We start from the raw sequence: 13,435 nt of genomic DNA, 5'->3' as shown, positions 1-13,435 counted from the left end.
CATTCGGGGTATAATGATAGTAGAGAGTAAGATGGGATTTGTCACCTCCAGAAAGTTAAAAAACAGCAAGAATACATAAAAAGCAGTCTTATTAAAATAGATAAAAAGCTATTAGAAGCCATAAGAGAAACTCAAGAAACTAAAAAATTAATTGCGGCAACGAAGCAGGATGAAAAAAACATAATCAATTAAATTTTTCAGGAAAGGTGTAATGAGATGATGAAAGATAGAGATAAGATTTGTCATATTTATGCTCAAAAAAGTTGGCATATGGATTCTTATATTATTGGTAATCGTGAGGGTTTAATAGAATTAAAAAGTGCTATTGACCAAGCATTGAAAAGTAATGTTGGTCAAGCTGAATTGTTTCCATCAGATTTAGAGGATTATACAACTTACGTTGCTTTAGTCGATGACAAGGAAGAGTTGGATTCACTTATTATGCCTTACATTGATGAGGATAATGATGATGAAAACTTGATACATCCAGTTGATATAGTTACAAGTCATGAAGAGAAAAAAACCCCTAAAAATTAGGGGTTTTTTAGTGTAATATTGTTTCTCCTGGACTTGCTTTGTATTTCTTTGGTACTGATGCTCTTAGAGCATGGTGTATTTTATCTTTTGGGGCTACATGGAAATGCCAATACCAAGTTGAAGTTTTTGGTATTAAAGGGATTTTTCCATTGTCTACAGCAAATACTCTTGTTGTTTTTTTCTTTCCTTTGTGTAGGACGACAACTAAACTTCTAAGTTGTCCTTTATCATTTCTTACATCCCATTTAATTTTGTAATTTTTTCCGAATCCTTTTATTCGATTTTTTAGATATTTAAGTGCCGTTCTTGCGCCTTTTGATCTGATGGCCATTAAAGCAACTCTTCCTACGGTCATTGCGATTGGTACGAAGAATATAGGTAGTGCTTGTGTTGTGATTTCACTCTGACTACTTTTGGAGTCAAGTTGTTTCATTCGATTTTCTAAAGCTAAAAATTCTTCATTGTTGAAATATTGATCGATCACTTTATTTTGTTCTGACTCTGTCATGTTTTCAAATTCTTTTTCTGTAAATGGAAGGCTTTCTATGTATTCCCCCATTTTCATTTCAAGTTCGTCTAATTCTTTGTTAGCTTGTTCATTTTGTAGAACCGTCGGTGTTACTAACGCTTCTAATTCTTGTGAATGGATAGAGTGTGTTTCTGCTGATGCTTCTGATGAAAATGGAGACCCTATTGATATGACAAGCGCTAGGGTAATTAGGATTAAGAGTGTTTTTTTGAACATTTTGTTTACATTCCTCCTTTTGTATTAAATTCCAAAATCAAGGTTATTATATCAAAATGAGTGTATCAATGTATTTAAGATAGATTTAATTGAAAATTACTTTTTTGGTTGCGGTGTCCGCAATCATTTTTTTATTTTTTAGAACTTCGTTTTGATGAAAATTTCTGTGGTAGACAAATGATATAAGCAAAAATGCATATTCCTAAACAATGGTGTAAGGTATTTCCACCACAATCTAAAGAAGCCCAAACTAAAAATATCGTTACTAAAATAGCAAAAAACTTCCTGTTCAGGCTCTTTCGCAAGTCAAGCACATATTTAGAAAAATCCTTTATCGAAAGTAATAGACAAGAAATATGCAAAAAAAGCTAAATCAGTTTTTTACAAAGTAACGCAATGTTTATACAGGCAGGCCTTCCACCTGATGTAGCATTCGAAACAGCAAAATTTCTTCGGATTATAAAAGAAAGTAGTTTATTAGGCTGTTAAAATCAGGCTATCTTTTTAAAACAACTCGAACAATATGATCTTGCCAATAAAGTGAACGAAAAAAGCCAACCACCCGCATAAGGTGATTGGCTTTTTTGTTTGTTACTCCCCGATGTTCTCTCCATTTTGCTGAATTAATGTTTCATACCAGTAAGAGCTCTTTTTACGAATTCTCTTCAGGTCTTTTAGGTCAAATTCATCACGGTTGACGTAGATGAATCCGTAGCGCTTGGAGCATCCTTGGTGTGTGCTGATTAGATCGATTGCAGACCACGGGCAGTATCCGAAGACCTCAACGCCGTCTGTGATCGCCCATTTGATTTGTTCGATATGTTTTTCTAAATAATCAATTCGATAGTCATCTTGAATCGATCCATCTTCTTCTAATTTGTCGAAAGCACCCAATCCGTTTTCCGTGATAATAAGAGGTAACTGATAACGGTCATAAATCTCACGCATCGTTGATCGGAAGCCGACAGGGTCAATCTCCCAGCCAAACGCATTTTTACTTAAGAATGGGTTGTTGCCGCCTTTGTATACGCCATCTTCACCAGATTTCAAATGCTGATCTCCGCCGCGTGCAAATTCATCATTGCCGTCTCCTTTACTCGCTTCAACCGTTTGAGATGTGTAGTAGTTAAAGGCAATGAAGTCTGGCTTCGCACTTTTCAAAATATCCATATCTCCCTCTTCAATGACAGGAAGAATGTCTTTTTCTTTCATGTACGCCCAAGCGAGGTTGTTATAACGGCCGTAGACAGCCATATCAAGATACAGCCAGTTGCGGATCGCATTGTAGTTCGCCGCAGCAAGTACATCCTCAGGCTTTGGAGAAGCCGGATAAATGAGCGCAATGTTTGGTGCTGGTCCAATTTTCGCTTCAGGCAGCATTTGATGACAAAGCGTCATGGCTTTCGCTTGAGCGACGAGCATATGATGGTTCTGCTGATACAGTTCTTTTTTCGGATTTTCTAAATTTGGATCAAGTGTACCGAGCGCTGATCCATGTAAGATCATCATGTTTTGTTCATTAATGGTCAGCCAATATTTCACCTTCTGACCATACTCCTGAAATAGAACCTTTGCATACCGTTCAAACGCATCGACTGTCGCACGATTTGACCAACCGCCTTTTACTTGAAGTGCATGAGGCAGATCAAAATGATACATTGTCACGATTGGTTCAATATCATAACGGCGCAACTCATCGATGAGAGAATGATAGAATTCAATCCCCTTTTGATTGATCTCCCCATCTCCATTTGGAATGATCCGTGTCCATGCAATAGAGAAACGATAAGCCTTCAAACCCATTTCTGCAAACATCTTCACATCCTCTTTATAGCGGTGATAATGATCGCTTGCGACTTTAAAATCAGTTGTCCCTTCAGGATAACTTTCTCTCATATCAATGACAGATGGTCCTTTGCCATCCTCGTTCCATGCACCTTCTACTTGATAAGCGGAAGTAGATCCGCCCCAGAAAAAGTCCTTTGGAAATGGTGTTAGTGTTGAATATCTCATATTTTTTTCCTCCTTTTGATTAAACGAGATGTAAAAATGATTGTCCTGGTGTGATTTGTTTTTCTTCTGTTTCTATGATATCGCTAAACTCACCTGAATTGGTAATAATCACTGGTGTTGTGACGGATAGACCAGAAGCTTGAATGGCTTCAATATCAAACTCCGCAAGCAACTCACCCTCAGTGATGGGTTGCCCCTGTACGACCTTCGGGCTAAAATGCTGACCGCCTAATTGTACGGTATCAAGCCCAATATGGATGAGCACTTCTGCTCCGCTTTCAGAAGTAAGACCGTACGCATGACCTGTTGGGAACACCGTTGTCACAACTCCTGATACTGGTGCAAACAGCTTGCCTTCTGATGGAATGATGGCTGCACCCTTTCCTAGTGCACCGGATGAGAATGCCTTATCCTGCACCTCCTCCAGCTTGATTACCTCACCCTTTAAAGGACTTTTCACATGAGCTGCTTTGACCCCATGTTCGTTTTCCATTGTTGGCGCGGCAACCGGTGCTGGCGTTTCATCTTCATCTACTGGATCCTTAAATCCAATCAAGTAAGTCAAGACGATGGATAGTACAAACGAGACCGAGATTCCGATGATAAATCCTGTAAACCCTTGTCCATAGAAAATCGGAAGTGTCAGTAAACTTGGAAGTCCTGACGCAATCGCAATACTTTGTGAATAACCGATGATCGCACCGCCGACCCCAGCAGAGATAACGGCTGCAATAAATGGTTTTTTCAAACGAAGTGTGACTCCGTATACAGCTGGCTCTGTGATCCCAAACACGGCAGAAACCGCTGTCGATCCAGCCAATGATTTCAGTTTTTTATTCTTTGTTTTCAGCATAACCCCGATAGAAGCACCAGCTTGTGAAAATACAGCTGGCGCAGTCGCCGGCTTGATATGATCTTTTCCATGGACGGCGATATTATTTAAAATGACTGGCACTAGACCCCAGTGGATACCGAAGATCACAAGAACCTGCCATGCCATCGCAATTAAAGCACCTGCAAGTGTAGGACTAAAGGAGAATACTTTCAGCAAGACAGCGGCAATGCCGTTCCCTGCATACACACCAAATGGTCCGAATACAATGAGTGTCAACGGAACAACCGTGACAAGTAAGATCAATGGTGTAATAAAGTTTTTGACACTTTCATGAATGACTTTGTTAAAGAAACGTTCGATATATCCCATGACAAACACTGCCAAAATGATTGGAATAACCGTTGATGTATAAGACATTAAGACGACTGGAATACCGAAGAAGGTCACATCTCCGCCGCCTTTTGACAATTCTTGAATGGTAGGGTAAATAAGTGCACCAGCAATCGTCACAGCGACAAATGGATTCGCTTTAAACTTCCTCGCCGAAGTGAATGCGAGCAGTAATGGCAAGAAGTAGAACAAGCTGTCAGACGCAGCAAATAAAATTTGATACGACGTATCCTCAGGTGATAACCATTTCGCATTGATACAGATACCTAATAGACCTTTTAAAATACCAGCACCCGCCATAACACCGAGAAGTGGTGTGAAAATACCAGAGACAATGTCGACGAATTTACCGAAAAGGCTCGTGCTCTCTCCACCAGATTTTGCAGATGAAGAAGTGGACTCCTCTAATAGATTCGTAAACTCCCCAATCTCTCGATAAACCTCTGGTACAGTATTCCCAATGACGACTTGAAATTGACCACCACTTTCCATAACGGTCACAACACCATTTAATTTTTCAATGGCTGCTTTGTCTGCTTTTGATCGGTCATTTAATGTGAAGCGAAGTCTCGTAGCGCAATGGACCAGTGAATGAACGTTTTTCTCTGTGCCAATGTGTTTCATAATGTCTTCTGCTAATTGACGATAACTCATACAAAAACCCCCTTTTTTTCAAAAAAATACGTTTTTGGGCAAAATAAAAACCTAAACGGGCACCAAAAATAGTCGCAACTTGCTATTGCGCTTTTTCAGTGAACGTTTAGGTTTTGCCTGCCGAACAGTCACAATCCTCTAAGACGATCATTGTGAAACCGTATTCTTTTATGTTTATGAGCAAATAGTACCACTCAACTTTTCTCATGTCAACGCTTTCTTTTAAAAACTATCTTTAATTTTCTCGTTTGATCAATCGATTCAAGTGAATAGAAAGATACAGCATCTCCTCTGATGTAAGGTCTCGGTGATAGGTTTGATAGACGTATTCTGCGATTTTCTTTGCACATTCATATGCCTTTGGATATTTTACCTTGATCAGCTGATACAAGTCCTGATCTTCGCTGACAAGCATTGTTTCGTTAATCAGACGCTGGACGAAAAAGCGTAAATGCGTGAGAAAACGATAAAAGTTGAGTGAGTCTTCATCAAATTCCATATTGAGATGATATTTCACTATGGTGAGAATGGCGTTTACTTCTTTTGTGATATTGACCGTTGTATTCATGTCCTCATTGAGCTCTGCATTAATGATATGCATAGCAATAAAGCCTGCTTCATCCTCAGGCAATTCAACATGTAGACGCTCTTCAATCATCTCAAGGCAGTCCTTTGCGACAAGAAATTCATCTTTGTATAAGCGTTTAATCTCCCAAATGAGCGAATTCTCAATCAGATGATTTTTCTTCAATCGTTCGATGGCGTAATGAATATGGTCTGCCAGCGATACATGCAGACTTTCGTTTAATCTTCGGTTCAGCTTTGTATGTGCATATTGAATCATTTCTTCGGTCACCTTGACCACATCATACGGAACCTCCAAAAGCAGCATTTTCATCCGCTCATGAACGGAATGATCCTCCAGGCGGAAAACTTTATCGATTAACGATTCGTCTACCGGGTCCCCGGGCCGTCGCTGGAACGCGATACCTCTCCCCATGACGACGATTTCTTTTCCTTGTTCATCTATTACACTAATGACATTATTGTTTAGAACTTTTTGTATCTGCAACCCCAAACACCTCCGTCTATGAACCACAATCTTCACTCAAAATATGCTCTCATCTTAACATAACTGTCAAATCCCTTGGTGTTTTTATCTGACTTTGGCAATAGATTTCACCATGATTATACCCTTTCATAGCTGGTCTGATCCTTCAATTGACTGCATACAATATACTCCAAGGAGGTGACCTTCAGTGAAGGCTTTTTTCTGGTCAGCATCATTTTTATTCATGCTTCTATTCACACTCGTTTTTCTAGGAATCGTGTTTTTGCTTAGTGGACAAGGTATGAATCTACTTTGGAAGTATGTGCTCATCTCATTTGTCACAGCAGCTGTTTTGCGCGGTGTGACCACTTGGCTCAGGCAGCATGTGATGCATCATTTATCAAAATAAAACGGCTGCCCGTAATATTCAGGCAGCCGTTCCTTTATTCTTTGGATGATGCGGCTTCTTGCGAAGAAGTACGCAGCTCATCATTGATTTTTTTCGCATCCTCTAGAAATTCTGTTTCAAATCCACTTTTGAGTGCCCACATATAAAATAGCAAGGAAACCACTGTAATAAGAGCCATATCCCAACCATAATGAATGACATTATAACCGCCGAATTTGTCACTACCAAGGCAGGAAATGGTCATCATCACAAGTAAGTACACGACCATCCAAGCACCCGCTTTGAAGTTGCGGCCGAAGCCTTTCCACTTCGATTTTGCTTGATAGTAAAAATAGATTGGAAGACCGATGAGAATAATGAATAGCACCTGACCTGTTAACGGCCATCTCGCCCAATAAAGCGTCAATGACGCAAAGACAAAACCGAGAGGAGCGATGATGCTAAGTCCTTTTATTCGAAGGGGACGATATAAATCTGTCCCTGTCTTTCTCAGCGTCATGACCGTTACTGGTCCTGTCAGATAAGAAATAAGTGTCGCAACAGATATGATTTCCGCAAGTACACCCCAGCCTCTAAATAAAAATAGAAAGATAAACGAGACAGCTAAGTTAAAAAACATCGCTGGACGAGGCACGCCATAAATAGGATGCAGACGACCAAGCACACTTGGCATATACTTATTTTTTTCCATTCCATAAATCATGCGAGACGTCGTCGCCGTATACGTAATCCCTGTACCAGAAGGGGATACAAACGCATCTGCATATAAAATCAGAACAAGCCAGTTAATCCCAAGCGCAATGGCAAGGTCAGCAAATGGGGAGTTGAAATTCAAATGACCCCATCCATTCACAATCATGGACGGATCGACAGCACCGATAAAGGCGATTTGTAAAAGCACATAAATCACAGTCGCAATCAAAATGGATCCAACAATCGCAATCGGAATTGATCTCCCTGGATTTTTCGCCTCACCCGCCATATTAATCGGACTTTGGAAGCCATTGAAGGCAAACACAATTCCTGATGTCGCAACAGCTGTCAACACACTCGCCCAGCCGTTAGGAGCAATACTGGTTCCAGAAGTAAAATTCTCACTATGAAAACCTACGAATAAGAGCGCACCAATGGTTAACCCTGGAATGACAATTTTAAACACGGTAATGAATGTATTCGCTTTTGAAAATAACCCTACTGTCCAGTAATTAAGTAGAAAGTAAATCACAAGAAGCACACTGGCGACCATGAGTCCTTCTGTCGTCAACACCCCTTTTGTGACCAAATGGGTTGTCCATTTTGCCCATTCCCAAGGCCAAGAACTCATATACTGGACAGAAGCCACCGCCTCAACCGGAATGACGGAGACAATGGCGATCCAGTTTGCCCAAGCGGCAATAAATCCGATAAATGAGCCATGTGAATATTGCGTATATTTCACCATTCCGCCTGCCTCTGGAAACATCGATCCAAGTTCACTATAAGACAAAGCGATAAATAAAATCACAACCATCCCAATCAACCAGGATAAAATAGCCGCAGGGCCGGCAATTTGAGCGGCACGCCAAGCACCGAATAGCCATCCTGAACCAATGATTGAGCCAAGACCTACCATCATTAAAGCGAAAGTTCCCATTCTACGATGCAATTGATTCATGTTCATAACACCTTTCGATTAAATTACAAAGCATGTGCCCAAGAAAGCACCTTTCTTTCGTTGCAGTTCACTTTTTATTCAATTGACAAATATTTCTTAAACTAAATCTTTACCCTTGTTCATTTTTTCGCCTGTTTTATTATCTCTCAATTCTCCATTTTCTGAAATAGTCGAACATGCTTATTTCTCAAGAAAGCGTTTTTTCAATGATTCAATCTATTAGACTGAATAACTACCTTTACCCTTATTTTGAAAAAAACAAAACAAAAAAGAAAGAGGAAATGAATCCCTCTTTCTTCTGTATAGAAAAAAGGATAGAGGAGTCCTCTATCCTTGTGAGATTGCTTGTTCTTGTTCAATCACAGCTAGTCTTTCTTTCACTTCTTCTTCAGACAGGTTGTGCTGTTTCACATATAGGTTACGTTCACTCGTACGACATTCATGGCTACAGCTGCGCATATATTTATGCTCGCTTTCTTCTGTTGCAATCATTTTGCGGTTACATGCAGGGTTTGCACAGTTCACATAACGCTCGCAAGGCTCACCAGTGAAGAAATCTTTTCCGACAACCACATGCTCTGTTTGATTCACAGGCACTGTTAAGCGAGTATCAAACACGTAGCATTGACCATCCCAGAGCTTCCCTTGAACTTCTGGGTCTTTTCCGTACGTGACAATTCCGCCGTCAAGCTGAGAGACATCTTCAAAGCCTTCACGCTTTAACCAGCCTGAGAATTTCTCACAGCGTACGCCGCCTGTGCAATACGTCAGGATTTTTTTTCCTTCAAGAATCTCTTTATTGTCACGAATCCACTCCGGTAATTCGCGGAATGTCTCAATATCAGGACGAACAGCCCCTCTAAAGTGGCCAACATCAAATTCGTAATCATTACGCGCGTCAATCACAACAGTATCAGGTGATTGCATTTGCTCGTAAAATTCAACCGGGCTAAGATGTTTACCTGTTAATTCTAACGGGTTCACATCATCTTCAAGGCTCAGATTCACTAGTTCATTTCGATGGCGGACGTGCATTTTTTTAAACGCATGACCGTCTGCTTCGTCAATTTTGATCGGCATAGACGCAAAGCGCGGATCTTCTTTTAATGCTTCCATGTACTTGTCCGTTTGCTCAATGGTACCAGAAACCGTTCCATTTATGCCTTCTGCTGAGATAAGGATACGGCCTAACAAACCAAGTTCCTTACAGAATGCTAGATGCTCTGCTGTAAACGTCTCTGGGTCCTCGATGGGGACATATTGATAGTAAAGTAAGACACGATATTGTTTTTCCATATATATAAACACCTCTTAAATTTAATCAAAACATACCGTTCTTTATCATACAGGAAATACATACCTAAAGGCAATGACAGCGGCTCAATTCCATAAAACGGAAGGGTCTTTCTTCTCATATTTGACAGAACTTTCTGTAAAATGAGATGATCTATGAAATATGATGTTGTAAAGGAGTAGAACGCAATGATCCAGCCAGAAGATATCGTCAGAAGCGGTCCAAACCAATTTATTTCTCAAAAAGGCATTTATCATGAACTCGATTCACTTGTTTCTTCATCCTTCCAGTCGCCCGCTGTCGTGACAGGATATGATTCATTTCATGCTTTTTCACAGTACACAAAGCTTCCGTCTCATTGGCCTGTTGTCCAGCACAAAGGATACAGTTCACCCAATGCCATCACTCGAATTGCAGAAGAACTGCAAGAGGCAGATGTAATCATTGGGATTGGAGGTGGCACAATTTTAGACACCGCCAAGTCAGTAGCAGAGGCTCTTCAAATTGAAGTCATCATGGTTCCAACCATCCCGGGGACATGTGCTGCATCTACACCGCTTAGCGTTATTTATGATGACAAGGGGAATTTCATGAGAGTTGATTACCATAAGCGGTCCAGCTACCTCACCCTCATTGATCATACTTTTTTGCTCTCTTCTCCTCTTTCCTACCTTCAAAGTGGAATTGGAGATACGCTGGCTAAATGGTATGAAGCAGAAGCCATTATTCGAAATGCAAAGAATTCCTTGCCGCTCATGGTGCATGCTGCACTAAAACAGGCGGTATACGTGAGGGATATTCTTGTTTCCCATAGTGAAGAAGCTGTCCACAGCTTGCAAATGGGTCAGCTTTCGCAAGCATTTGCAGATGTAACGGATACTATTATTACATTAGCCGGCACGGTCGGCGGGTACGGGGGACGCTACGGCAGAATGGCAGGAGCTCACGCCATCCATAACGGATTGACATTTATTGAAGAAACACATCACGTATTGCATGGTCAAAAAGTGGCCTATGGCATTCTTGTTCAGCTTGCCGCGGAAAATCGAATGAGTGAAGTAGAAGAGCTACTTGAACTTTATGAAACACTCGGATTACCTAGAAATATGCGTGAGCTTGGCATCACAGCTCAGCTGGAAGAAGCCGCAAAAACAGTGGCAAGCCATGCTGCACGAGCAGGCGAAACTTTTTGCTTAATTGGTGACTATTCCAAAGAGCAAATTGTCGACGCCATTCAAGTCATTGAAAACGTATCAGCCTCAAAAAATCGTTAAATAAAAAGCACAGGCATGCCACCTGTGCTTTTCTTTCGATTAAAAATCAAAGTTATCTGGATCTGGGCCTGTGCGCTCATCTTCATTAAGCTGATCAATGACGCCCATCTCATGTGCGGACAGCTCGAAATCGAAGACTTGTGTGTTTTCAATGATTCGGCTCTTCGTCACAGATTTTGGAATGGTGATAATACCATGCTGCAAGTCCCAGCGAAGAATAACTTGTGCCACGGATTTGTCATGTTTTTTCGCAATATCCTGAAGAACAGGATGGTTCAGCAACTTCCCGCTGCCTAATGGTGACCACGCTTCTACATGAATCCCTTTCTCCTTGCAGTAGTCTCGTAAAGGCTCCTGCGTTAGCTTAGGATGTAGCTCGATTTGGTTGACCATTGGCACAACTTCTGCTTCTTCTAATAGATCGTCTAGATGGTGCTGATGGAAGTTACACACACCGATAGCACGAACACGTCCATCCTTATACAGCTTCTCTAGTGCTTTCCAAGTTTCTTTATATTTACCTTCAACCGGCCAATGAATTAAATAAAGGTCTAATACATCTAGCCCAAGTTTGTTCATACTTGTTTCAAAGGCTTCAAGTGTTGATTCATAACCTTGATCACGATTCCACACCTTTGTCGTAATAAACAGATCATCGCGAGAGATGCCTGATTGCTGAATGGCTTTGCCTACCCCTTCTTCATTTTGATAGGCTGCTGCTGTATCGATGCTACGGTAGCCCGCTTCAAGAGCGTCTGTGACTGCATTTACAGCCTCATCCCCATCTTTTACCTGCCATACGCCGAAGCCTAGCTTCGGCATTCTTACTCCGTTTGCTAATGTGACTGTATCTGTTAATCCACTCATCAAACAAACCTCCGCTTCATTTTTGCTTACCAAGCACTATACCCGAATTTTCTATTGATCATGCATGAATGTTCGTTGGTGTTATTTGATATATTGTCCTATATCGACCTGATTGGCGTCAACGATTTGGTATTCGCTTGTTTGATCTTTCTTTTTAGAAAAATTATATGTCTCTAAAAAGCTTTGGTCATAAAAAGTCAGACAATAAGTTTCCTGTTCATTCTCGTACACTCTGATCCAATAAGACTCTTTTGTGGCTTCCTTGGTTTTCTTTAATGTCACATCTAAAAGTTCCTTCAACAGCTTTTGAATGTCTTCTTTCTTGTCCAAAACAACACGTTTATGATCATGCTCAATTTGAATTTTAGTCACCTTATTTTGATCAATCGAGACCACATCATCGAATGTAGCATTGTTCATAAAATAAATACCAATTCCTATTGAAACAACGAAATCCAATCATCCTCTTCAGAGAACACTTGAATCCCATGCTGTTTCAGCAAAGCGGACGTCACACCATCTCCCGCTTTTGTCTTCCCATTAAACTCTCCCTGATAAATCATCCGGCTCCCGCATGAAGGGCTATACTCTTTTAGCACAACCGCTGTTGCTTTCAGAGACTGAACCTGTTCCAGCGTGGCTTTTGCACCTTTCACATACATCTCTGTGACATCACTTTCATGAACATCGACAACAGTAGCCTGTCCCCGTAAAACATCATGTCCATCTCCCCCAATGATCTCTGCCGGTGGTCTAGGCGTAGAGAAGCCACCAAGCAGTTCAGGACAAACTGTCACAGCCTTTCCTTCCTGCACAAACTCTTCAATTCGCTGATCTAATCGATGGCTACCATTATACCGAATCTTCAATCCAGCAAGACAAGCGCTGACCACAATCACGTCTGTTCCTCATTTTTATGGATTGAGCGTTTTTTACTGACTTTATAATAAATATATACAGGCAGATAGAAGATCGTGTACCCTAAAAAGGGCAGGGCACAATACAAAACAGCCGCCCAAACAGGTTCTTCAACTCCTGTGATGCCAAAAAAGTAAACAAATAATAGCAAGCTGACAAACAATCCCACGAACGGCATGATGGTTGCTGACTTTTTAAAATTCTCCATCATTTCTTTCCCCAAAGAAGCTCCCTCCCTTTTCACATGATCACAAATAACGTCAATATATGTTAATTTTACCATATAAAAAACCGAAATCATCTCTTTTTCTACGATGGTTTCGGTTGTTTCAATCTATATTTTTTCTTTCCAAGCCTTCAAAAAGCGCTCAATGACTTGTAATTCATCTTCATGAAACTGCTGGAGAAATTCTAAGTAGGACGCGACAGCTTTCTCATGTAATTCATCATGCAGTGCCGCCAATTGCGTGCCTTTCTCTGTCAATGAATAGTAGACCGACTTCTTATCACCTTGCCGGTGGCAATAGTCCACCATGCCTTTATCAATTAGTTTTTTCACAGCCTTTGTAATAGCGGGCTTTGATAGTTTCAGTTGTTGAGAAAGAAAAGTATTATTTGATTCGTTTGGATTGGCTTGAATCATCGATAAAATGTGTAGCTGTGTGAGTGTCCAATCTTGCTTGAGTGTATCAGTCGTGGTAATCAGTGGATCTGTTGGATCATTCCTTCTCTTTTCCCTATGAATTATCAGATCTTGAATCGCTTTTAATACAATCTGCTCTTTAGTCTCCATC

15 protein-coding genes are annotated in these 13,435 nt (G+C 40.8%); 4 read left to right on the top strand and 11 right to left on the bottom strand.

Annotation, left to right across the window (positions count from 1 at the left end):
* Window positions 1-36: 36 nt before the first annotated feature.
* Together MHI35_RS18860 and MHI35_RS01330 are read left to right on the top strand one after the other, a co-directional pair.
* Entirely contained in the window at window positions 37-192 is a 156-nt protein-coding gene (locus MHI35_RS18860) for a DUF3967 domain-containing protein (RefSeq protein WP_366560600.1), read from the top strand.
* A 27-nt stretch (window positions 193-219) separates the two neighbouring features.
* The gene (locus tag MHI35_RS01330; RefSeq protein ID WP_012008787.1) at window positions 220-537 is read left to right on the top strand and encodes a hypothetical protein; all 318 of its coding nucleotides are present in this window, start codon (window positions 220-222) and stop codon (window positions 535-537) included.
* 7 nt (window positions 538-544) lie between these two features.
* Here MHI35_RS01330 and MHI35_RS01325 read toward each other — a convergent pair whose 3' ends face one another.
* The 4 genes from MHI35_RS01325 to licT form a co-directional block, all read right to left on the bottom strand.
* Entirely contained in the window at window positions 545-1,282 is a 738-nt protein-coding gene (locus tag MHI35_RS01325) for a hypothetical protein (RefSeq protein ID WP_335349336.1), read from the bottom strand.
* A 591-nt stretch (window positions 1,283-1,873) separates the two neighbouring features.
* Window positions 1,874-3,295: a glycoside hydrolase family 1 protein gene (locus tag MHI35_RS01320; RefSeq protein WP_211063413.1), complete on the bottom strand. Its 1,422-nt coding sequence runs from the start codon at window positions 3,293-3,295 to the stop codon at window positions 1,874-1,876.
* 19 nt (window positions 3,296-3,314) lie between these two features.
* Complete coding sequence (locus tag MHI35_RS01315) at window positions 3,315-5,174, bottom strand: beta-glucoside-specific PTS transporter subunit IIABC (protein WP_211063414.1); 1,860 nt, start codon at window positions 5,172-5,174, stop codon at window positions 3,315-3,317.
* 235 nt (window positions 5,175-5,409) lie between these two features.
* The gene (gene licT / locus MHI35_RS01310) at window positions 5,410-6,246 is read right to left on the bottom strand and encodes a BglG family transcription antiterminator LicT (protein ID WP_211063415.1); all 837 of its coding nucleotides are present in this window, start codon (window positions 6,244-6,246) and stop codon (window positions 5,410-5,412) included.
* 187 nt (window positions 6,247-6,433) lie between these two features.
* On the opposite strand from licT, the gene MHI35_RS01305 reads away from it, so the two are divergent.
* On the top strand, window positions 6,434-6,634 hold the full coding sequence (locus MHI35_RS01305; protein WP_088003784.1) for a hypothetical protein: 201 nt from the start codon (window positions 6,434-6,436) through the stop codon (window positions 6,632-6,634).
* Window positions 6,635-6,668: 34 nt separating this feature from the next.
* Here the strand turns inward: MHI35_RS01305 and MHI35_RS01300 are convergent, their stop codons facing one another.
* Both MHI35_RS01300 and trhO read right to left on the bottom strand, forming a co-directional pair.
* Window positions 6,669-8,288 carry an APC family permease gene (locus tag MHI35_RS01300; protein WP_144522495.1) on the bottom strand — a complete coding sequence of 540 codons (1,620 nt, stop codon included), beginning with the start codon at window positions 8,286-8,288 and terminating at the stop codon, window positions 6,669-6,671.
* 327 nt (window positions 8,289-8,615) lie between these two features.
* On the bottom strand, window positions 8,616-9,584 hold the full coding sequence (gene trhO / locus MHI35_RS01295; RefSeq protein ID WP_211063416.1) for an oxygen-dependent tRNA uridine(34) hydroxylase TrhO: 969 nt from the start codon (window positions 9,582-9,584) through the stop codon (window positions 8,616-8,618).
* Between the two features lie 189 nt (window positions 9,585-9,773).
* Here trhO and MHI35_RS01290 point away from each other — a divergent pair, with 189 nt between their 5' ends.
* Window positions 9,774-10,856, top strand: a complete 1,083-nt coding sequence (locus MHI35_RS01290) for an iron-containing alcohol dehydrogenase family protein (RefSeq protein WP_211063462.1) — start codon at window positions 9,774-9,776, stop codon at window positions 10,854-10,856.
* A 39-nt stretch (window positions 10,857-10,895) separates the two neighbouring features.
* On the opposite strand, the gene MHI35_RS01285 is transcribed toward MHI35_RS01290, so the two are convergent.
* The 5 genes from MHI35_RS01285 to MHI35_RS01265 all read right to left on the bottom strand — a co-directional run bounded on the left by MHI35_RS01285 (window position 10,896) and on the right by MHI35_RS01265 (window position 13,434).
* Window positions 10,896-11,723, bottom strand: a complete 828-nt coding sequence (locus MHI35_RS01285; protein WP_144522497.1) for an aldo/keto reductase — start codon at window positions 11,721-11,723, stop codon at window positions 10,896-10,898.
* A gap of 81 nt (window positions 11,724-11,804) precedes the next feature.
* Window positions 11,805-12,182: a hypothetical protein gene (locus MHI35_RS01280; RefSeq protein WP_249407390.1), complete on the bottom strand. Its 378-nt coding sequence runs from the start codon at window positions 12,180-12,182 to the stop codon at window positions 11,805-11,807.
* Entirely contained in the window at window positions 12,161-12,622 is a 462-nt protein-coding gene (locus MHI35_RS01275) for a DUF523 domain-containing protein (protein ID WP_211063417.1), read from the bottom strand. The genes MHI35_RS01280 and MHI35_RS01275 overlap by 22 nt, the downstream gene beginning before the upstream one ends.
* A complete protein-coding gene (locus MHI35_RS01270; RefSeq protein WP_144522499.1) occupies window positions 12,619-12,864 on the bottom strand; it encodes a hypothetical protein in 246 nt (81 codons plus the stop codon). The genes MHI35_RS01275 and MHI35_RS01270 overlap by 4 nt, the downstream gene beginning before the upstream one ends.
* 111 nt (window positions 12,865-12,975) lie before the next feature.
* A complete protein-coding gene (locus tag MHI35_RS01265) occupies window positions 12,976-13,434 on the bottom strand; it encodes a MarR family transcriptional regulator (RefSeq protein ID WP_003216997.1) in 459 nt (152 codons plus the stop codon).
* Window position 13,435: the final 1 nt, after the last annotated feature.

Source organism: Bacillus sp. FSL K6-3459 (genome assembly GCF_038003305.1).
GTDB lineage: Bacteria > Bacillota > Bacilli > Bacillales > Bacillaceae > Bacillus > Bacillus pumilus_O.
This window is presented reverse-complemented; position numbering and strand designations above follow the sequence as displayed.